The 20483-nt window shown below is 68.2% G+C and carries 18 protein-coding genes and 3 pseudogenes; 12 read left to right on the top strand and 9 right to left on the bottom strand.

Features of this window, described 5'->3' with window-relative positions:
* From J0695_RS25625 to J0695_RS25615, 3 genes and pseudogenes are all read left to right on the top strand, one after another.
* The coding region (locus J0695_RS25625) for a polysaccharide deacetylase family protein (RefSeq protein ID WP_206965713.1) at positions 1 to 323 on the top strand (323 nt) is incomplete at its 5' end.
* Positions 324 to 537: 214 nt separating this feature from the next.
* Positions 538 to 945 (top strand): annotated as a pseudogene (locus J0695_RS25620) (hypothetical protein); the annotation flags it as partial.
* Between the two features lie 353 nt (positions 946 to 1298).
* On the top strand, positions 1299 to 1748 hold the full coding sequence (locus tag J0695_RS25615) for a GtrA domain-containing protein (RefSeq protein WP_206965714.1): 450 nt from the start codon (positions 1299 to 1301) through the stop codon (positions 1746 to 1748).
* Positions 1749 to 1779: 31 nt separating this feature from the next.
* On the opposite strand, the pseudogene J0695_RS25610 reads toward J0695_RS25615, so the two are convergent.
* The 4 genes and pseudogenes from J0695_RS25610 to J0695_RS25595 form a co-directional block, all read right to left on the bottom strand.
* Positions 1780 to 2001, bottom strand: a pseudogene (locus J0695_RS25610) (hypothetical protein); the annotation flags it as partial.
* Positions 2002 to 2004: 3 nt separating this feature from the next.
* A complete protein-coding gene (locus J0695_RS25605; protein WP_206965711.1) occupies positions 2005 to 2580 on the bottom strand; it encodes an MFS transporter in 576 nt (191 codons plus the stop codon).
* 174 nt (positions 2581 to 2754) lie between these two features.
* The gene (locus J0695_RS25600; protein WP_307798755.1) at positions 2755 to 3561 is read right to left on the bottom strand and encodes an IclR family transcriptional regulator; all 807 of its coding nucleotides are present in this window, start codon (positions 3559 to 3561) and stop codon (positions 2755 to 2757) included.
* Between the two features lie 183 nt (positions 3562 to 3744).
* The gene (locus tag J0695_RS25595) at positions 3745 to 3966 is read right to left on the bottom strand and encodes a hypothetical protein (protein ID WP_206965707.1); all 222 of its coding nucleotides are present in this window, start codon (positions 3964 to 3966) and stop codon (positions 3745 to 3747) included.
* Here J0695_RS25595 and J0695_RS44155 point away from each other — a divergent pair.
* Positions 3899 to 4095: pseudogene (locus J0695_RS44155) on the top strand (SbtR family transcriptional regulator); the annotation flags it as partial. The gene J0695_RS25595 and the pseudogene J0695_RS44155 sit on opposite strands and share 68 nt — an antisense overlap.
* A gap of 41 nt (positions 4096 to 4136) precedes the next feature.
* Here J0695_RS44155 and J0695_RS25590 read toward each other — a convergent pair.
* Positions 4137 to 5201 carry an aldo/keto reductase gene (locus tag J0695_RS25590; protein ID WP_206965704.1) on the bottom strand — a complete coding sequence of 355 codons (1065 nt, stop codon included), beginning with the start codon at positions 5199 to 5201 and terminating at the stop codon, positions 4137 to 4139.
* A 131-nt stretch (positions 5202 to 5332) separates the two neighbouring features.
* On the opposite strand from J0695_RS25590, the gene J0695_RS25585 reads away from it, so the two are divergent.
* From J0695_RS25585 to J0695_RS25555, 7 genes are all read left to right on the top strand, one after another.
* Positions 5333 to 6151 (top strand): helix-turn-helix domain-containing protein, encoded by an 819-nt coding sequence (locus J0695_RS25585; protein WP_307798754.1) that lies wholly within the window; start codon positions 5333 to 5335, stop codon positions 6149 to 6151.
* A 96-nt stretch (positions 6152 to 6247) separates the two neighbouring features.
* A complete protein-coding gene (locus tag J0695_RS25580) occupies positions 6248 to 6865 on the top strand; it encodes an ArsR/SmtB family transcription factor (RefSeq protein WP_206965701.1) in 618 nt (205 codons plus the stop codon).
* Positions 6862 to 7599, top strand: coding sequence for an SRPBCC family protein (locus J0695_RS25575; RefSeq protein WP_206965699.1), 738 nt, complete (start codon positions 6862 to 6864; stop codon positions 7597 to 7599). The genes J0695_RS25580 and J0695_RS25575 overlap by 4 nt, the downstream gene beginning before the upstream one ends.
* Before the next feature lie 62 nt (positions 7600 to 7661).
* On the top strand, positions 7662 to 8234 hold the full coding sequence (locus tag J0695_RS25570; RefSeq protein ID WP_206965697.1) for a dihydrofolate reductase family protein: 573 nt from the start codon (positions 7662 to 7664) through the stop codon (positions 8232 to 8234).
* A 259-nt stretch (positions 8235 to 8493) separates the two neighbouring features.
* Entirely contained in the window at positions 8494 to 11088 is a 2595-nt protein-coding gene (rph, locus tag J0695_RS25565; protein WP_206965694.1) for a rifamycin-inactivating phosphotransferase, read from the top strand.
* A gap of 366 nt (positions 11089 to 11454) precedes the next feature.
* Entirely contained in the window at positions 11455 to 12117 is a 663-nt protein-coding gene (locus J0695_RS25560; protein ID WP_206965692.1) for a DUF4232 domain-containing protein, read from the top strand.
* Between the two features lie 604 nt (positions 12118 to 12721).
* Complete coding sequence (locus tag J0695_RS25555) at positions 12722 to 15760, top strand: carbohydrate binding domain-containing protein (RefSeq protein WP_206965690.1); 3039 nt, start codon at positions 12722 to 12724, stop codon at positions 15758 to 15760.
* A 67-nt stretch (positions 15761 to 15827) separates the two neighbouring features.
* Here J0695_RS25555 and ykgO read toward each other — a convergent pair whose 3' ends face one another.
* The 4 genes from ykgO to J0695_RS25535 form a co-directional block, all read right to left on the bottom strand.
* Positions 15828 to 15950 carry a type B 50S ribosomal protein L36 gene (gene ykgO / locus J0695_RS25550; RefSeq protein WP_206965688.1) on the bottom strand — a complete coding sequence of 41 codons (123 nt, stop codon included), beginning with the start codon at positions 15948 to 15950 and terminating at the stop codon, positions 15828 to 15830.
* Positions 15951 to 15986: 36 nt separating this feature from the next.
* A complete protein-coding gene (locus J0695_RS25545; protein ID WP_206965687.1) occupies positions 15987 to 16247 on the bottom strand; it encodes a type B 50S ribosomal protein L31 in 261 nt (86 codons plus the stop codon).
* 61 nt (positions 16248 to 16308) lie between these two features.
* The gene (gene rpmG / locus J0695_RS25540) at positions 16309 to 16473 is read right to left on the bottom strand and encodes a 50S ribosomal protein L33 (RefSeq protein WP_206965685.1); all 165 of its coding nucleotides are present in this window, start codon (positions 16471 to 16473) and stop codon (positions 16309 to 16311) included.
* Between the two features lie 171 nt (positions 16474 to 16644).
* Positions 16645 to 18498 (bottom strand): M1 family aminopeptidase, encoded by a 1854-nt coding sequence (locus J0695_RS25535; RefSeq protein WP_206965683.1) that lies wholly within the window; start codon positions 18496 to 18498, stop codon positions 16645 to 16647.
* A gap of 996 nt (positions 18499 to 19494) precedes the next feature.
* On the opposite strand from J0695_RS25535, the gene J0695_RS25530 reads away from it, so the two are divergent.
* Positions 19495 to 20483, top strand: a 989-nt coding sequence (locus tag J0695_RS25530; protein WP_206965681.1) for an alkaline phosphatase family protein, incomplete at its 3' end; no start/stop codon positions are given.

Genomic DNA, 20483 nt, shown 5'->3' with positions numbered 1-20483 from the left:
CTACCCTGATGCGTCCGCCCCAGGGGCGGACCGACGAGCGGGTCGCCGCGGTCTCCCGCTCACTGGGGCTCGCCCAGATCCTGTGGACCGTCACCGCCAGCGACTACCGTGACCACGACCCGGAAGTCATCAAGAGCCGGATCCTGGACGGTGCCGCGCCCGGCGGGATCCTCCTGCTCCACGACATCTACCCGGGCACGGTCCCCGCCGTACCCGGCATCATCGACGGGCTGCGCGCCCGCGGACTCACCCCGGTGACCGTCTCCCAGCTCTTCGCCCCCGACAAGCCCCGACCGGGCATCGCCTACTGGAATGCCCTGTGAACCGGCGCCGGTGGCGGCGAAATGGAACAACCGAAGATTTTCAGCCATGAGTTGCGGCGCATATGCCAAAGATATGGCCAGAACCATGAGGGCCTCAGTGTGGCAGGAGCGAACATAATCGATTTCTGGGTCAACTGAGCAATGCGTGAAGGCTCTTGACGCATCGCCGCACGACTCTCACTGCCAAGCCGCAAACTGCCCATGGGGAGTGGCTGTGCACGATGAATTCCTGTGCCACGTCACCGCGTACGGAGTGTGCGGTGGCCGACGTGTCGGGGTGCCGCTCGGCACCTACCGGGCACCCAATATCGCCCTGGCCCTGTGGTGGCTGCGCGACAGGGCCACATGGATCTCCGAGCGCCTGGATCCCAGCCCGGACTGCGGGTACTTTCCGGCGCAGGCGCTTTTCCCCATGACAGCGGACGCACCGGACATACCTGCCGCGCTCCGCACCTGGCGCGACGAAGCGGCACAGCAGGAATCGGCCGCCGAAGTACTGACGGCCGGACGCCTCATGCGATACGCCGTCCGCGACGAGACCACGGAATTCGAGCTGCTCGCGGAGTCGGTCGATGCGTTGCGAATGCAGCGCGCAATCCCGATTGCGGACACGCCCGCTGCGGAATCGCAACCGGATCACCGCGGGCCACTCGTGACGCATGCAAACATCAATGATCGCGGCGAATTCAGTCCTGCGGTATTTTCCGGACTTCCCTCGGGTGCGGCGCTCCTCACCGCGCTGGAGAGTTCCACCGTGGTGTTCAGCTCCGCAGCGGGCTGACACCCGGACGTCCGTGCGGCGGTCACTCGACCGTCCCGGGTCCCGAGGTGGGCGGTGCATCGCCGCACCGGTTTCAGCACAGGCAACGCCCCTGAAAACGCTCTGAAACCGCGGTGAATGGGGGTTCGGCCACGCTCTGCGGCATGACAACGACGACGACCCCGCGAGGGGCAGCGGCCCGGAAGGGCATCGCCATGAACGGCCTGCGCCTGATCCGCCGGCACGCGGCGGCCTTCGGGCGCTTCGCCGGGCTGGGCAGCGGCGTCACCCTCGTATCCTCGGCGGTCCTGGTGCTGCTCTCGCAGTCGATCCCGTGGATGGCTGCCAACGCCCTGACCACCCTCGCCTCCACCGCGGTCGCCACCGAACTGCACGCCCGCGTCTCGTTCGGCCACGGACGGCCCGGCCTGGCCGGTCATCTGAAGAGCGCGGCCACCATCGCCGTCGGCTGGCTGGCCACCTCCGCCGCCGTCGGCGCACTGGCCGCGCTCCACCCCGGCGCCGGACTCGTCCTGCGGCAGACGGTGTACCTGTCGGCCACCGCGCTCGTCGGGATCGGCCGCTATCTCGTACTGCGTCTGGCCGTGTTCGCGGAGCCCGCCCCGCAGCCCCGCCGCGTACGGCCTCAGCACATCTATGGCTGAGGGCGGGTTGACGGCGCCGTCTGCCGGACGGCTAGAAGAGGCGGGCGCGGTGCTGCGTGAGGTTCTCGAGGATCTCGCGCAGCCATGGGGAGCGGACGGCCGGTAGCCGGACCAGGGTGTGCCGGAACGATCCGAGGTCCGCCCGGAACAGGTAGTGGGGGCGCGGCGCGGGCGGGTCGTCACGGAGGACGCCGTAGGGCATGCAGCCCGACGCGGGGGCGGGCAAGTGCGGCTCGGGGAAGGCCGGCCAAAGGATTTATCTGTCCTGGACCGCCGTTGGCCGGGACCGCGCGTGAGCCGGTCGGCGGCTCACACCGCCCGCGCGCAGGCCCGACACCGCGCCGAGTGCAGCGATCAGCGCGAAGGCCGGCCAGAACCAGCCGTGTGCCGAGCGCAGCAGCAGCGCCCCGGCGCCTGGCACCAGGACAGCTGCGATCGACCAGCCGGACTGATAGACGGCGAGCCACTGGCCCAGCCTCGCCGGGGGTATGCAGGTCACCAGCACCACCGCACGCGGCGGACCGAGGGCAGCGAGGGCGAAGCCCGCGCCCGCCACCAGGTAGGCGAGTCCGCCGCCGAACAGCTGGCGGTGGCGCGGCACCGCCAGCATCCGGCGCGTGGTGGGGCGTTGAGCGGCGACGACGAGCGCGCAGTTGAGCGTCAGCGGCAGACCGACTCCCCAGGCGGGGGCGTGCGCCACGGCCACCAGGTAGTACGCCAGGAAGGTGGAGACGGCCGTCGCGCACGTCGCGAAGCAGGCCTTCGCCACGACGAGAGCGCAGAACGATCGGTCGCGCCACAGCTCTCGGGCGTGGCCCCGGGAAGGCGCCACGCAGCGAGACCAGGCCGCGGTGCAGGGAACAGCCGCTGTTGCCGCTGAACAGATGCACACGATGGCCCTGGAGCATCAGCGTGGCGGCGGTCAGCGAGCTGTCGCGACCGCCGGAGAACATGACGAGCTGGGTATCCGCCGGGACGGCAGGATGCGATCGTCACTAGCGTGGCGCTACGACAGCAGCCGTGTCGCGGGCCGTTCCGCTGAGCGGACCGCTGAGCGGCTGGTCAGCCGGGCGCTGATGGCCCGGCCGACGCGCTGGGCGACGTCGGCGAGCCGGTCCAGATCGTGGCTGGTGTCGGTGATCAGGCAGAGCGAAGCCACCGGCACGTGTCCGGGGCCGTGCAGCGGCACTGCGACACAGCACACCCCGTCGAGGATCTGCTCGCGGTCGTACGCCAGCCCCGACTCCCGTATCTGCGCCGCCTCCCGGTGCCACAGCGCCGGGAGCGGGTCCAGCGGAAGCCCCGCCGGCGCGACGGCCACCAGCACCTTCCCTGCGGCGGTGTACCAGGGCCAGACCGCGCCGTTGTGCCCCGGCGCCAGCTCGCCCGGACGGTCGCCGCACGTCCGGTTCAGGACCAGGGTCTGGCCTTCGCGCAGGACGTTGATGGCCACCGTGGCACCGGTGGCTCGTTCCAGTCGGCGCACCGGCTCCCTCGACGCGGCGCGCAGACCCGGGTGTGGCTGCCAGCCATGTCCGAGACGGAAGATGCGCGAGCCCATCTGGTAGCCGCTGGGGCTGCGCTCGACGGCGCTCAGATCGACAAGCTGCTCCAGGAGTCGGTACGCGGTCGTCTTCGGCAGTCCGCATTCCGCCGCGAGCCAGGTCAGCCCGGCCTCACGGGCCTGCTCCAGCGCGCCCAACAACCTGAAGGCACCCTCGAGTACGCTGCGCCCGCCGCTCCACGCCGGGTTTCCGTGCTCCCCCTCGGGCTCGGCCGGTTGATGCTGGTCCGCCCTGCGATGCTGTGTCACTTTTCTGTCCCCCGTGGTCCATGGCGAACGCCGACGATGGGCGTCCGGACGTGTCGCGATGGGCGGGGTTACGGACCAGCGGCTTGCGGCGTTCAGGACGGAGGGCACTAAATCAGGCCACTTTCCGCCATCTGGAACATCGCACACGAGCACCATCAGAACGGACAGCGCTCACCGTGCCCTTCAGGCGCCGAAGCGAGAGCACAGTGATTTCTTGTCGGACTTGCCGGTGCCGGTGCCGGTGCCGGTGCGGGGCACGGCCTCCATGACCTGGATACGCCCCGGCAGCTGCCGGGGCGGACCCGGAACACCCTCCTTGAGGGCGGACTTCCACTGGGGCGTGACCGTGCCGATGGCAGCCGCCATCGAGGACACCGAGTCCGCACTCCACGCTTCGTGCGTCACCTTGCGCGCAGCCTGGGCGCGGCTCCTCACCCGCGCCCAGGCCACCGGCACGGCACGGCACGGAGCGAAATCGATGGCGCCGATTTGTTCGCGCTGGTGGCCATGCTCGCCTGGCTCGGTGATCCGCCCCGAGGGCGGCGGCAGTGCTGCTCCCGGACCTCGATCGGGTGTCAGCGGCGGGTTTCGATCTTCAGCTCGCCGCGGGTCAGCGTACGGGTCGCGTCACGGGCGAGCATGTCGTGCGGAAAGCCGAGTCCGATCACGCTGGACTCGTCGAGGCGGGCCAGCTGGGAGGCGCTGAAGTCGACCTCGAGGGCGCCCAGATTGTCTTCGAGCTGCGCGGGAGTGCGTGCGCCGATGATCGGTGCCGTCACGCCCGGGTTCCGCAGGGTCCAGGCCAGCCCGACCTGGGCGGGTGTGCGGCCCAGTTCCGTGGCGACCTCCTTCACGACGTCCACGATGGCGAAGCTACGTTCCGTGAGCGCGCCGTTGGCGATGGTGGTGCTCTTGCGGGTGCCGTCGCCGGCTGTGGCGTTCGTCGCGGTCAGGTCGTCGCGGCCGTACTTGCCGGTGAGCACCCCGCCGGCCAGCGGTGACCACGGGATCACCCCCAGTCCCATCTCGCGCGCCATGGGGATCAGGTCACGTTCTCCGGTGCGCTCGATCAGGTTGTACTCGATCTGCAGCGCGACCAGCGGCGACCAGCCGCGCAGGTCGGCGATCGCCTGCATGCGCGACACCTGCCAGGCCGGAGCGTTGGAGACCGCCACGTACAAGACCTTGCCCTGCCGGACCAGATCGTCCATGCCCCGCAGGATCTCCTCGACCGGCGTCGTGAAATCCCACAGGTGCAGATAGAGCAGATCGAGGTAGTCCGTGTTCAGCTGTCGCAGGCTGGCTTCCACCGACGCGAACAGGCTCTTGCGGTGCGGGCCCCCGGAATTCGGATCGCCTGGCCTGCGCAGCGTCGTGTATTTCGTTGCCAGCACCAGGCTTTCGCGGTTGTCGCGGGTGAACTCGCCCAGCAGACGCTCGGAACTGCCATTGGTGTAGGTGCTGGCGGTGTCGATGAAGTTGCCGCCGCGCTCGACGTAGAGGTCGAACAGCTTGCGCGCATCGTCCTGCTCGGCGCCCCAGCCCCACTCGGTGCCGAAGGTCGCCGCGCCCAGCGCCAGGGGTGAGACCCGCAGACCGGAGCGGCCCAGCAGCCGGTAGGTGTCGAGGGTGAGCGACATCGTGTCCTCCTGTGCTTGGTTCCGTTGCCGAACACGAGTCTGTGAGCGCCGCGAGCCGGGGGTAAGGGAAGGACGTTCCTGGGAAGGGCAGTCCTACCCTGGTTGTTGGGTCGGACATGACGACTCGCACCGTGGACACGACACAGGAGTTGGCCGCGTTCCTGCGGACCCGGCGCGAACGCCTGGACCCGCACGATTTCGGCCTGCCCTCGCGTCGGCAGGCCCGGCGGACTCCGGGATTGCGCCGCGAGGAGGTCGCCGAACTGGCCGGAGTCAGCACCGACTACATCGTGCGGCTGGAACAGGGCCGCGGGCTGCGGCCCTCGGTGAACGTGGTGGAGGCGCTGGCCGGGGCGCTGCGTCTGGCCCCCGACGAACGCTCCTACTTCTTCAACCTGGCCCAGCAGCGCCCCCGTAACTCCGACAAGCCGGCCACCACCGCGGCGCCGACGCTGGCCCGGCTGGTCGCCGACCTGTCGCCATTGCCGGCCATGCTGATGAACCACCGCTACGACATCCTCGCCTGGAACGGCGAAATGGCGAGGCTGCTACTGGATTTCGACACCCTGCCACCGTCACGGCACAACGCGATGTGGCTGTGCCTGATGCATCCGGACATACGAGAGCGCTACGTCGACCGCGAACGCATCGTGCGGGAGGGGATCGCCCACCTTCGCTCCGCGTGGGCCGCACATCCGGAGGATCAGGTGTTGACGGACCTGATCACCGAGTTCACCGCTCGGGACGAGCAATTCGCGCGGCTGTGGGCCGAGCGGGACATCGCGGTCAACGGGCGCGGGCGCAAGGTGATGCGGCATCCTGACGTCGGTGTGATCGCCGTGCAGTTCGAAGTGCTGATGCCACTTCAAGATCCGGACCAGCGGTTGGTGATCTACCGCGCCGCTGACGATGAGAGCCAGTCGGTTCTGGACCGGTTGTGCGCACGGTGAAGTCGAACCGCAGACCGCCTCGACGAGTACGCCGGCAGGCCATCCGACAATAATTCTCGCCTTGACAAATTTTCTTGTCGGCTGGATCCTGGAACGGTGCTAGATGTCGCTGTGATCGAAGAGCCCGCCGCGGCCGAGGCAGCGCTGGATCCGATACGGTCCCGGATCCTCGCCGCCCTGGCCGAGCCCGGCTCGGCCGCCATGCTGGCCGTCCGCCTGGGGCTGCCCCGGCAAAAGGTCAACTACCACCTCAAGGAGCTGGAACGGCACGGACTGGTCGAGCTCGCCGAAGAGCGGCGCAAGGGCAACGTCACCGAGCGGATCTACCGCGCCACCGCCGCCTCCTACGTGATCTCCCCCAGAGCCCTGGCCGCCGTCAGCCCGGACCCCACCCGCTCCCCCGACCAGCTCTCCGCGCACTGGCTGCTGGCGCTGGGAGCCCGGCTGGTGCAGGAGGTCGGCACGTTGCTGACCGGCGCGGCCCGGGTTCGGCGCCGGGTCGCCACATTCGGCATCGACGCCGAGGTCCGGTTCGCCTCCGCCGCCGACCGGATGGCCTTCGCCGAGGAACTGGCCCAGGCGGTGGCGGTCCTCGTCGGCCGCTACCACGACGAGGCCGCCCCGGGCGGCCGGAGCCACCGCGTGATCGTCGGGCTCCACCAGGCCCCCGCACCGCAGCCCGAACCCGAAGCAGGACAGGACAACGCACCATGACGCATCCGTTCGAGATCGAGCTGCGGACGACCCTTCCGGCAAGCCCGGAACAGGTCTGGGAGGCGATCGCCACAGGACCGGGAATCGACTCCTGGTTCATGGGCCGCAACGAGGTGGAGGCGCGCGAGGGCGGCATCGCCGCCATGAGCACCGGCGGCCACCGGGAGGAGGCCGTGATCACCGCGTACGAACCCCGCGAGCGCTTCGCCTCCCGTACGGCCACCGCCGAGGACGGCCGGTTCATGGCCTTCGAGTACCTGATCGAGGGGCGAGACGGCGGCAGCACCGTGTTGCGCGTCGTCCACAGCGGGCTGCTCGGTGACAACTGGCAGGACGAGTACGACGCCCTGCGCCGCGGCTGGCCCTTCCATCTCCATACGCTCCGCGAATATCTGACGCACTTCCCCGGACGCACCGGCGTTCCCGTCTTCGCCCTGGCACCGTCCGGTGGACGTACGGCGCTGGACGTACGGGCGGCACTCGCCCAAGGGCTGTCGCTGCCGAGCCCGGTCGTCGTGGGTACGCAGGTGCACGCCGAGCCGGCCGGCCTGCCGCCCCTGGACGCCGAAGTGGTCTGGTCCGACGACGAGCGCATCGAGCTCCGCGCCCACCAGGGGATCTACACCTTCCACCACGGCTCCGGCATGGCCCTGATGTCCCACCACCTGTTCGGGCCGGACACCGATGGGGCCGAGGCCGCCTGGCAGCGGTGGCTGGCCGCACTCCTCAGCTGACCATCACTCCCAGACCCCGGCAAGCAACCCGACATCAGACCCCGAAACACCAAGGAGATCTCATGCGCACCCTGATCAGCACCGCCTTCATCTCACTCGACGGCGTCGTCGAAGGCCCCGGCGGCGAACCGGGCTACCGGAACACCGGCTGGACCTTCAAGCACACGGAGTTCGTCCCGGAGGCGTTCGACATCAAGGGACGGGAGCAGAAGGAAGCTGCCGCGATGATGCTGGGACGCACCAGCTACGAGGCGTTCAGCCCGGTGTGGCCGGGCATGGAGGAGTTCGCCGACTACAAGGTGATGCCGAAGTACGTCGTCTCCACCACGCTCACCGAGAAGGACCTGGTGTCGAACTGGGGCGAGACCACGATCCTGCGCTCACTCGACGACGTCGCCGCACTGAAGGAGACGGAGGGCGGCCCGATCATCGTCCACGGCAGCGCCACCCTGAACCAGAGTCTCTCGGACGCCGGCCTGATCGACCGCTACCACCTGCTGGTCTTCCCACTCCTGCTCGGCGCGGGCAAGCGGCTGTTCAGCGACACGGACAAGGACACTCAGAAGCTCAAGCTCGTCGAGTCCGAGGCGTACGCCAACGGCCTCCAGAAGAACGTCTTCGACGTCGTCCGCTGACAGGACTCGCGTTGCGGCGGTTGAACCAGGCTCATACCCAATGACAAAGGCAAGGAGAGCTCTGTCTCCTTGCCACTCTCAACATATAGCGCGCTGGGGGGCTTGCCGCAAGACCGGGTCAACAGCGCAGAATCATCGGCCGAGGCCACAACCTGCGGAAATGAGGGCACGAGGTGCGGGTGTTGTTGTCGACGTACGGGGGGCGCGGTGACGTCGAACCAATGGTGGGACCAGGCATGGCTGCCTCGGAGGTGTCGCGGTGATGGAGCAGTACGTCCTGGATCTTCAAGAGGTCGACGAGTCGCAGGTCGCGGCCGTCGGCGGCAAGGGTGCGCACCTGGGCGGGCTGTCGCGCATCGAAGGCATCCACGTACCAGGTGGCTTCTGCGTGACGACGGACGCCTTCCGGCGGATCATGGCGGAAGCACCGTCGATCGACGATCAGCTCGATCAGTTGTCACGCTCGGATCCGGACGACCGGGAGGCGATCCGCACGCTCAGCGCGCAGATTCGTCGGACCATCGAGGGGGTTGCCATCCCGGGCGACCTCCAAGCGGCGATCACCCGGGCGCTCGCTCAGCTCGGCGAGGAAGCCGCCTACGCCGTCCGGTCCAGCGCGACGGCAGAGGACCTGCCGACGGCCTCCTTCGCCGGCCAGCAGGACACGTATCTGAACGTCATGGGACCGGCGGCGATCCTCCAGCACGTCAGCCGGTGCTGGGCCTCCCTCTTCACCGAGCGGGCCGTGATCTACCGCCGGCGGAACGGCATCGACCACCGTGCGGTCCACATGGCCGTGGTCGTGCAGCAGATGGCGTTCCCGCAGGCGGCCGGCATCCTGTTCACGGCCGACCCCGTCACGGGCAACCGGAAGGTCGCCACGGTCGACGCCGGTTTCGGCCTCGGCGAGGCCCTGGTCTCCGGCCTGGTGAACCCGGACGTCTACAAGGTGCGACAGAGCAAAGTCGTCGCCAGGACGATCGCCGCCAAACAACATGCCGTCCACGCCCTGCCGGCCGGCGGTACGCGGGAAGTGGCGATCGACTCACAGCGACAGGAGCAGCCGGCGCTGACGGATGCGCAGGTCGTACGGCTCGTGCAGCTCGGGCGACGGATCGAAGCGCACTTCGGCAGCCCGCAGGACATCGAATGGTGCCTGGTCGACGATGACTTCCAGATCGTTCAGAGCCGCCCTATCACCACGCTGTTCCCCATCCCCGTGGCCGGTGACGCGGAGAACCACGTCTACGTCTCCGTCGGTCATCAGCAGATGATGACCGACCCCATGGCACCCCTGGGAATCTCCATGTGGCAGCTGACGGCCATGGTGCCGATGCACGCGGCCGGCGGGAGGCTGTTCGTCGACGTCACCGCTCGCCTGGCCGCACCCGCGAGCCGCGCCGGCCTCCTGGACATCATGGGGAAAGGCGATCCGCTGGTCAGGGACGCTCTGGAGACCGTCCTGGACCATGACGATTTTGTCCCGTCGCTCCCGGACGCGACTCCCGGCGGGCCGCCTGCCGGTGCGTCCGCCCCTGCCGAACCTGATCCGGCCATCGTCACCGAACTGATCGAGCGCAGCCAGGCGTCCATCGCCGCTCTGGAGCGCGACATCCGGACGAAGACCGGCCCCGCACTGTTCGACTTCCTCTTCGCGGCCTTCGACGAGCACAAACGAATCCTCGGCGATCCGTTGAACATGCGGGCCATCATGGCGGGGATGGAGGCCACCTGGTGGCTCAACGACAAGCTGCAGGAGTGGCTGGGCGAGAAGAACGCGGCTGACGCACTCACGCTGTCCGCCTCCGACAACGTCACCTCGGAAATGGGACTGGCGCTCCTCGGCGTCGCCGACGTGATCCGCCCGCATCCGGAGGTGGTGGCGTTCCTGCAGGACGTCGAGGACGAAGGCTTCCTGGACGAGCTGGCGAAACTCGCGGGCGGGACCGAAGCGCGCGACGCCATCGAGGACTACCTCGACCGGTACGGCATGCGCTGCGTCGGCGAGATCGACATCACGCGGCCGCGTTGGCGCGAGCGCCCCACCACGCTCGTGCCCGTGATCCTCGACAACGTCAGGAACTTCGAGCCGGGCGCTGCCGAGCGGCGCTTCGAGGAGGGGCGGCAGAAGGCGGAGAAGAAGGAACAGGACGTGCTGTCCCGCTTGCGGGCCCTGCCGGACGGGGAGCGGAAAGCCGACGGGACCAAGCGGATGATCGACCAGGTCAGGGCCTTCATCGGGTACCGGGAGTACCCGAAGTACGGCATCGTCAGCCGCTACTTCGTCTACAAGCAGGCCCTGCTGGGCGAGGCCGAGCTCCTCGTGCAGGCCGACGTACTGCCGGAGAAAGAGGACATCTTCTACCTCACGTTGCAGGAACTCCGGGACGTGGTGCGCTCGCACCAGGCGGATGACCAGCTCATCCAGCAGCGCAAGGACGCGTTCCGGTCGTACCACGCGCTCACACCGCCCCGGGTGCTCACATCGGATGGTGAAGCCGTCACCGGGGCGTACCGGCGCGACAACGTGCCGGCCGGCGCCCTGATCGGCCTACCCGTTTCCGCGGGGACCATCGAGGGAAGGGCCCGCGTCATCCTTGATATGGCGGAGGCCGATCTCGAATCGGGCGACATCCTGGTCACGACCTTCACGGACCCCAGCTGGTCGCCGCTGTTCGTCGGAATCGCGGGCCTGGTGACGGAGGTCGGCGGCCTGATGACCCATGGTGCGGTGATCGCCCGGGAGTACGGCTTGCCGGCCGTCGTGGGCGTGCATCAGGCCACCCGGCTGATCCGGGACGGACAGCGGATCCGCGTGCACGGAACCGACGGGTACATCGAGCTCCTGCCGTGACCGACCCCACCGAGAGGCCTCATCCGTAGCTTCCGGCCGAACAACGACAGCGAGTTGATGACCAGGGCATGCCACCCGCCGTGGTCAAGGTCCGCCGGGTTACGGGTCTGTCCCAGTGGGCGGCGGGCGCGTACAGGTACGCAACGGTGGCGGGACCCGCCGCCCGGCCGGTCGGCGGCGGGTGCCGGAGGGGTGCGCACGGCAGTGGTGCGCACCCTGCCCGGCTGTACATGTAACAGGGATGTATTAGGGGGTGGTTGGGCGGAACGATCGCCGGGCCGAGTGGGTCTTGATGATCAGCAACGTTCGCTCGTACCGACACGTACTGAGCAGCCCGCACCCCCGACCCATGCTGAGGAAAAACCGATGCGCGTTCACAAGCTCACCTTTGCCGCCCTGGCCGTTGCCGCCGGTCTCTCGCTCACGGCCTGCCAGAACGAAGCGGACGGCGCTGGGCAGAGCACCCCATCCACCGCGTCCAACACCTCTTCGTCGGGCGACGGTTCGGGCTCGGGCGGTACGGATCAGAGCGGCGGAAAGGCCTCCGCAGGGAAGAGCTCCGACGATCAGGGCACAGTCGCCGGGACCGGCTCCAACGCAAACGGCAAGGTCGGCAAGTGCCGCACCGACGAACTGGAGATCACGGCGAAGGACAACACCATCGACGGCGACCCCGACGCCACCGTCGTGGTCGAGCTGAAGAACGGTGGCGGCCGGGATTGCGCGATTTCCGGGTACGCGGGCGTCGACCTGAAGACCAACGCGGGCCCGCTGTCCGCGAAGCGCACCGGCCAGCAGGCCGTCTCGGCCATCCTCAAGAACGGGGAGTCGACGTACTTCCCCATCGACTACCCGTTCAACAAGTCCGGCGGCTCCGGCGTCCGCATCACCGGCCTGCTGGTGACCCCGCCGGACGAGACGAAGACGGTCACGCTCGCCTGGCCGGGCAACGCCACGCTGCCCGTCACGGACGGCACCGGCTCCGCGGTGAAGATCGGCCCGATCGGAAGCGCCGGCCAGGGCGGCTGACCCCCACACGCCGAACTCAGCGCCGAGGCAGGCCCGTTGGGACAAGTGCGGCATCGGGCCCGCCTCACGGCTCGTCCGCGCAAGCGGGCAGTGGACAGTGGGCGGCTTTGAGCGCGAGCACGACCAGCCCCCACCCCACCCCACGGTCAAGAGATTCTGCAAGATCTGCCAGAGGCTTGCGAAAACTGAGAGTGCACCCCCACGGCCCACCCGGGGTCCGGCCAATGGACGCGCACAGCAACGATCACCCGGCACACCGAGGGCATCTGACGAGGGATTAACCGATCCCGGGCAGCCCGTCGACACCAGCCGGTCACGACTGATGCCTCGGCATCCGACCGACGGCCGCATCCATTTTTGATGCCTGCGAATTGGTTGGGTCCGCTCCCTTTACGTGTCTGACGCGGCCCGGTAACTTCCTGCTGCGCAAGAAGTTTCAGCAACTTTCTCCCCGCCGTACACATGTCGAATGATGCTGTTCGCCCCCGCGCTGCGGCGCGCCAGGGCTTCACGGCAGGAGATGGACACAGGGCGCCCCACCCGGCCCTGCCTTGCTGATCGCCATGCCCATCGGCCGCGGCATACCTCAATAGGGAGCCCTTTCGTGAAACGCCCAACGCGCAGACGTCTGAGACGCCCCCTGACCATCGCGCTGGCAGCCTCCGGGCTGCTGGCTCTCGTGACGGCGGTGCCCCACGCCGCCCCGGCTCCGTCCTCCACCCCGGTGGCAGCCGCGGCCGGCAACTCGGCGACCGTCTTCTACTACACCAAGACCCGCAACTGGGCCGCGTACAACCTGCACTTCGCCCCCGACGGCGGCTCCTGGACCACCGTGCCCGGGGCAGGAATGGAGGCCGCCTGCACCGACTGGGTGAAGAAGACCGTGGACCTCGGCAGCGCAGCCGGCCTGGCGGCGACGTTCAACAACGGCCAAGGCACCTGGGACAACAACAACGGCAGCAACTATGCGCTGGGCACCGGCACCATCACCGTCAAGGACGGCGTGGTCGCCCACAGCGATCCGTGCGGTGGCGACGGCACGGACCCCTCCCCCTCGCCCTCCCCGACCGGCACGGACGCCACCTCGGCCACCGTCTTCTACTCCACCACGACGGTGGGCTGGACGACGGTCAACCTGCACTACGCGCCGACCGGCAAGGCGTGGACGGCAGTGCCCGGCGTCGGCATGGAGGCGGCGTGCACCGGCTGGGTGAAGAAGACCGTCGACCTCCAAGGGACATCGGGGCTGGCCGCGACCTTCAACAACGGCAACGGCACCTGGGACAACAACAATGGCAACAACTACGCGCTGTCCAGCGGCCTGAGCATCGTCAAGGACACCAAGGTCACGAACAACGCCACCGATCCGTGCGCTGCCGTCGTCCCGGACACCAAGGCGCCGACCGTCCCGGGTACCGTGAAGGCGTCCGCGAGCGACATCTCGACCGTGCTGACCTGGGAACCGTCCACCGACGACACCGGCGTGACGGGCTATCAGGTGACGCGGACCGGCGGTACCAAGGGCACCGTCGTGACCAGCATCGCCTCGACCGTGCTGTCGGAGTCCGGCCTGGAACCCCACACCACCTACACGTACACGGTCAAGGCACTGGACTCGGCGGGCAACATCTCGGCCGCATCGGCTCCGGCGACCGCGACGACCGGCGACACGCCGCCGCCGGCCACCGCAGGCAAGGCGCTGGGCACGGACCCCCGCAAGGACCCGATCTACTTCGTGCTCACCGCTCGCTTCTACGACGGCGACGCCAGCAACGACCGCGGCGGCAACCAGGACGTGAAGTCCGGCAACGCAGCCAACCAGGACCCCATGTTCCGCGGCGACTTCAAGGGCCTGGTGCAAAAGCTCGACTACATCAAAGGCCTCGGCTTCTCCGCGATCTGGATCACCCCGGTCGTCCTGAACCGCAGTGACTACGACTACCACGGCTACCACGGCTACGACTTCTACCGCGTCGACCCGCGGCTGGAGTCGGCCGGGGCGTCGTACCAGGACCTGATCAACGCCGCGCACGCCAAGGGCATCAAGATCTACCAGGACGTGGTCTACAACCACAGCTCCCGCTGGGGCGCCAAGGGCCTGTTCACACCCACCGTCTACGGCGTGCGGGACTCCCAGTGGTCCTGGTACTACGACGAGAAGCAGCCGGGCTTCGAGTACGACGGCCTGACCGTCGAGCCCAAGTCGGGCAAGTCCTATTACAACGGCGACCTGTGGTCCACCGCCGAACCGTCCGGCAACACCTGTCTGAACTGGGGCAAGCCCACCGGGGCGAAGAGCCCGGAAGGTTACACGCTCTACAACTGCCAGTGGTCGGGCCCGACCAGCAAGATGTTCCCGTCCACGTACTACCACCAGTGCTGGATCGGCAACTGGGAGGGCGAGGACTCCCGTTCCTGCTGGCTCGCCGACGATCTCGCGGACTTCAACACCGAGAATCCCGAGGTGCAGAACTACCTCATCGGCGCCTACAACAAGTACATCGACATGGGCGTCGACGGCTTCCGCGTGGACACCGCCGTGCACATACCCCGCGTCACCTGGAACCGGCGCTTCCTGCCCGCCATCCAGCAGCGCGTCACCCAGGACTGGGGCGCGGACACGGCACAGAACTTCTACGTCTTCGGCGAGGTCGGCGCCTTCGTCAACGACAAGTGGAACCGCGGCTCGGTCAACCACTCCGCGCAGTTCTACACCTGGAAGGAGCGCAAGGAGTACACCGCCGACGACACCCAGGCCGCGCTCGACCAGTACAACTACGAGGAGCAGCTGGGCACCGGCAACCAGCCCACCTCGGCCAACGCCTTCCTGGACGGCAACGCGTACCACGCCCCGGACCACAGCAAGTTCTCCGGAATGAACATCATCGACATGCGTATGCACATGAACTTCGGCGACGCGCACAACGCCTTCTCCAACGGCAAGGACTCCGACGACTCCACCAACGACGCCACGTACAACGCCGTGTACGTCGACAGCCATGATTACGGCCCCAACAAGTCGTCCATGCGCTACACCGGGGGCCAGGACGCGTGGGCCGAGAACATGGCGCTGATGTGGACCTTCCGTGGCATCCCGACCCTCTACTACGGCTCGGAGATCCAGTTCCAGGCCGGCAAGACCATCGACTGCGGACCCAGTTGCCCGCTGGCCACCACCGGTCGTGCCTACTACGGCGACCACCTCGAAGGCACCGTCACCGCCTCGGACTTCTCCAAGGTCGACAGCGCCACCGGCGAGGTCGCCAACACCCTGGCCCAACCGCTCGTCAAGCATCTCCAGCGTCTCAACCAGATCCGCCGCGCGATCCCCGCCCTCCAGATGGGCCAGTACTCCACCGATGGCGTCTCGGGCGGCGGGATGAACTTCAAGCGCCGCTACACCGACACCAGTACCGGCGTCGACAGCTTCGCCCTCGTCGCCGTCACCGACGGCGCCACCTACTCGGCCATCCCCAACGGCACCTACAAGGACGCCGTCACCGGCGACGTCAAGCAGGTCACCAACGGCACCCTGACCGTCTCCGCCCCGGGCAAGGGCAACCTGCGGGTCTACGTGCTCGACCTGGGCGGCAAGAACGCCGCCCCCGGCAAGATCGGCACCGACGGCCCCTACCTGCGGTAGCGGCCGGACACCTCCGCCCCATCCCCTCTGTCGCATCTGTCGAACCGGAGGGGATGGGGCGGCGCGCTCAGCCCTGGCGAGCCTTGAAGCGGGGGTTCTTCTTGTTCACTACGAAGATCACGCCGCGCCTGCGGACCACCTGGGCGCCGGGCTTTGACTTCATCGAGCGCAGGGACTTCCGTACCTTCATGACGCTGCTCTCCTCCTGCCGACTACCGGACCGTGGTCAGCCTCGGGCTACGGTCGCCCGGCCGTAGCGGCGCTCGAAGCGCTCCACGCGTCCGGCGGTGTCCACGACACGCGAGGCCCCGGTGTAGAACGGGTGGCTCGCCGACGAGACCTCGACGTCGATCACGGGATAGGTGGCACCGTCCTCCCACTCGATCGTCCTGGACGACTGCGCGGTGGAACGGGTCAGGAACGCGACGTCCGCCGAAAGGTCACGGAAGACGACCGGCCTGGATTCGGGGTGTATACGGGTCCTCATGGGGATTCCTTCCTTACGGCTGTCCGCTGTGCACTGGTGGCCCGATGTCACCGGGTCCGGCTCAGCGCTCCTCCCGGAACGCAACGTGCGCTCCGGCCACCGGATCGTACTTGCGCAGCACGAGCCGGTCGGCGTCGTTGCGCCGGTTCTTACGGGTCACATAGGTGAAGCCGGTTCCTGCCGTCGACTTCAGGGTCACGACGGGACGCAGCTGGTTGCCTGCCACTAGGGGCCTCCTTCCGCTCACATCACGCGGTCTTGACTCGCGCATGTCAGCTATGTCCTGTAACAGCGACCGGTGGCCCCGCATTCCCGCTCTCGTAACGGGCCGGAACAGTGACCGGTCCGTCGCGGCGGGCGCCGTGTGGCGTCCCCTGCGGCGGACCGGTCGCCGGGGTCAGCCGTCGATGCGGTGCGTGGTCCAGAAGGAGGTGAGGCTCGTGGTCGTGGCGGCCTGGGCGGCCGCCTTGAACTCGGCGGTGGTCGAGACGCCGTACCAGTGCGACGTCGCGTAGTCCTTCAGCAGTTTGGCCATGACACTGTCACCGAGGACGCGCCGCAGGTCGTGCAGGGCGCATTTGCCGTATCCGTAGACGACGGTGGAGTAGCGGGACGAGTGGGTGTCCCAGTACGCCATCGAGTTGGTGATCTTCTCCGCCGTCGAGGCCCAGGAGACGTTGTTCCAGCAGTTGGTGCCGGACAGCCCCTGCGCGAGGTCGGTGGCGTAGTCGGTGAACGCCTCGTCGAGCCAGGGGCTGTTGTACTCGTCGTCGCCGACGATCCCGTAGAACCACTGGTGGCCGATCTCATGGGTGAGCGCCGTGGTGCTGACCAGGTCCAGGACGAACCCGGGGTACTCCATGCCGCCGAACCAGAAGTTGTTGTCGATCACCGCGTCCAGCTCACCGTACGGGTAGGCGCCGAAGCGGCCCGCGTGCGCGTCCACGGCGGACTTGGCGGTGGTGAGCATCGACTGGGCGTTGGCGGAACTGATGCCCGACACCGAGTAGATGTTGATCGGGGTCCCGGCGGTGGAGGTGCCGGAAATCTTGGCGAACGGGCCCGCCGCCCAGGCGAAGTCACGGACCTTGGACGCGGTGGCCGTGGTGATCGTGCGCCCACTGGAACCGGCGGTGTCGACCGAGGCGCCGGTGGCCGGGACCAGCAGGGTGGTCGGGTGGTCGAGGGTCACCTTGAAGTCGGCGGCCAGCGAGTAGAACGCCTCGCCGTTGTTCGTGTACGGGTCCAGGTGCCAGCCCGATCCATCCTTGACCGCGAGGACCGGCAGCGCGTTGCCGATCATGCTGAAGGCGCCGTCATGGCCGAACCGGTCCGCCCCGCTGGGCACGGTGATGCCGAGGTCGAAGGCGATGGTGGCCGACTGCCCCTGCGCCAGCGGGGTCGGCAGGGCTATCTGCAGTGCCGTGCAGCCGACCGAGAGGGCACCGGCGGTGCCGCCGGTGACATTGCTGACCGCGATCGGCATCGCCGAGCAGGTGCCGTGGTAGTTGTCCCACAGCCGCAGGTACACCTCGGTGAGCGGGGTGGCCGAGGCGTTGGTGAAGGTCGTGCTCTCGTGCCCGGTCCAGAGGGTACCGGCGGTGTTGCTGCTCAGACTGACGGTGTACGAGGGCGCGGCCGGCGTACGGATGGAGTCGGCCGGCGGGGTGGTGGTGCCCGAGGTGTTGAGGGCGACGTCGTCGAGGACGAAACTCGTCTGGAGGCTGGAGTCCTCGGTGCCGGTGAAGGCGACACTGACGGTCTGGCCCGCGAACGACGACACGTCGAACGACTTCTGCGCGTAGCCGGTGGCCTTGTTGAGGTTCGAGTACGTCGCCAGGGTCGTGCTGCCTATCTTCGCTGTCAGCTTGTCGTAGGCGGTGGACGAGGTCGTCTCGGCGCTGTCGATGTGCAGCCAGAAAGTGAGGGTGGCGCTGCTGCACCCGGCCGGGATGGTGACGCTCTGCGAGAGGGTGTCGGTGTGGGTGCCGCCGACACCGTCCAGCCAGGCGAAGCTGGTGCCGCCGTGGGCGCTCTGACCGGTGCGGCTGGTGATCACACTGGTCGACGACTGGGTCCAGGGCGAAGTGCCGCTCTCGAAGCCGCCGTTGGTGACCACCTGGGCCGGTGTGCAAGCTGCGGCCACTGATGGGGTGGTGGACACCGCCGCCGCCGGGGCGACGGGGAGCAGAACTGCGGCCAACGCGGCGACGACGAGCGCGGCGAAGGTCTTGTGGGGGGTCGGTCTCACACGAAACTCCTTTGAGGCGGCCGGGATGCCGGCCTGCTCGGTGGCCGCCCGGCCGGCCTGGGTGCGCCGGTGAACGGCCGTGGGGCGCGCATCGGTTGGGCGATCGCTGGGTGAGATTTCCGCTCCGCCGACCTCTGGTCAGGACGACGGCAGTCGGAAGCCTGGCAGATTTGACCGGTCCATGCCATCAGGAGTGGGTAAAAGTGTGTGCGTCCCCGTCTCGGCCTCCAAGGCGACGACACCCCGGGCCGAACGGCCCAGTGGCGGCCGGAGTTGCCCTTGGACGGCCTGCCTACGGGAGCGTGGGGCTGCCGACGTGAGGAGGTGGGCTCCCGTGCCGCGGTGGGTCACGAGCGCGGTGTGGACGGGGTCGGGTTCCTCGATCGAACGCCCGAAGTGGGCGAGGATCCGCGCCAGTTACAAGTCGATGGCTTCTGCCGAGTCGCGGATGCGGTCTCCCGATCGAACTCGCCGGAAAAGCCGTCTCCCAACTCGGGTTCAGCACCAGGCGCCTGACGGGTTCCGGCCCCGGCACCCGGGCGGCCCCCCACCCACGGAGGATCGGGGATTTCGCGCGAACGATCTGCCACGACGACGGTCACCACATGCTCTGACCTCGCCGTCTCTCGCGTCTTCCTGTGCAAGAGATCTGTTAGTTAACTTTCCTGTCTGTAAGAATTATCAGCGTTGCGAGCACCCCGTCAAGAGGCTGCGCCAAGTCCGGACGGACCGCTTGACAGGGACTCAACAGGCCGCGTAAAAATCCCGTCAGCGGCTCGGCGCGGACGTTCCGAACCCGACGCGCTCACCTGCATCCGTGCATGCAGCTGACCCGGCCGCCGCGGTCCCAGTCCGCCATACCTGTCGCCACAGTGGCGCCCGTCCCGCACGCGTTCATCACCCCGCGCGGCCGGTTCGCCGCCCTTCCCCCGTGTCGTCAGGCGCTGCTCAGGTCCACCGCACCGACAGCACTCCTGCCTGCTCAAGGAGATCAGCATGACGCCTCCCTACCCTCCCCTGCGCTCCCGGCGCGCCGAGCCCCCGCCCGGGGGGCACGGTGCACACGCACGACGCGGCGACCGGTCCCGGCGCGCCCTCATCGCCGCCGGTCTGAGCGTGGCCGTGGGCCTGCTCGGCCTGACCGCGACGGCCATGGCCTCCCCCGCCGGCCTGAAGGGCGCGGCAGTGTCCCCGGCAGCTGTGACCGCCGACGGGATCCCCGAGTTCGACCATGTCGTGGTCGTGACCGAGGAGAACAAGTTCTACGAGGATGTCGTCGGCAGCCCCGACGCTCCGTACATCAACTCCCTTGCCGGTCAGGGTGCGTCGTTCTCGAACATGCACGGAACGACGCACCCCAGCCAGGGCAACTACGTGGCGCTCTTCTCGGGCTCCGCACACGGCATCGATGACGACGACTGCCCGTACGACTTCGCGGATGACAACCTCGGAAACCAGCTCCTGACCCGCGGGCACACCTTCGTCGGCTACTCCGAGGACCTGCCGTCCGACGGATCGAAGGACTGCGGCGACGACGGAAGCAGCGGCTACGCCCGCAAGCACAACGGCTGGGTCGACTTCACCAACGTCCCGGCGGCCTCGAACCTGCGCTACAGCCGCTTCCCCACGGACTACAGCAAGCTCCCCGACGTGTCGTTCGTGACGCCGAACCTCGACAACGACATGCACGACGGCACCGTCAAGCAGGGCGACACCTGGCTGAAGAACAACTTCGACGGCTACGTCCAGTGGGCCAAGACCCACAACAGCGCTCTGATCCTGACGTGGGACGAGGATGACGGCGACGACTCCGTCAACAAGATCGCCACCATGGTCGTCGGCGCGAACGTCAAGAAGGGCGCCACCTCCAGCACCAAGTACAACCACTACTCGATCCTGCGCACGCTGGAGGACATGTACGGGCTGCCCGCCCTGGGCAGCGCGGCCTCGGCCAAGCCGATCACCGACATCTGGGACGTGAGCAC

It is taken from the genome of Streptomyces beijiangensis (assembly GCF_017315755.1).
Taxonomy (GTDB): domain Bacteria; phylum Actinomycetota; class Actinomycetes; order Streptomycetales; family Streptomycetaceae; genus Streptomyces; species Streptomyces beijiangensis.
Note: the sequence above shows the minus strand (reverse complement) of the source record. Positions and strands in the feature narration are given on the sequence as shown.

Coding starts and splice junctions, on each gene's coding strand:
- J0695_RS25615 (WP_206965714.1), top strand. CDS start 1,299: ATGAACGGCCTGCGCCTGATCCGCCGGCACGCGGCGGCCTTCGGGCGC.
- J0695_RS25590 (WP_206965704.1), bottom strand. CDS start 5,201: ATGTCGCTCACCCTCGACACCTACCGGCTGCTGGGCCGCTCCGGTCTG.
- J0695_RS25570 (WP_206965697.1), top strand. CDS start 7,662: ATGCGCACCCTGATCAGCACCGCCTTCATCTCACTCGACGGCGTCGTC.
- ykgO (WP_206965688.1), bottom strand. CDS start 15,950: ATGAAGGTACGGAAGTCCCTGCGCTCGATGAAGTCAAAGCCCGGCGCC.
- J0695_RS25575 (WP_206965699.1), top strand. CDS start 6,862: ATGACGCATCCGTTCGAGATCGAGCTGCGGACGACCCTTCCGGCAAGC.
- J0695_RS25560 (WP_206965692.1), top strand. CDS start 11,455: ATGCGCGTTCACAAGCTCACCTTTGCCGCCCTGGCCGTTGCCGCCGGT.
- J0695_RS25545 (WP_206965687.1), bottom strand. CDS start 16,247: ATGAGGACCCGTATACACCCCGAATCCAGGCCGGTCGTCTTCCGTGAC.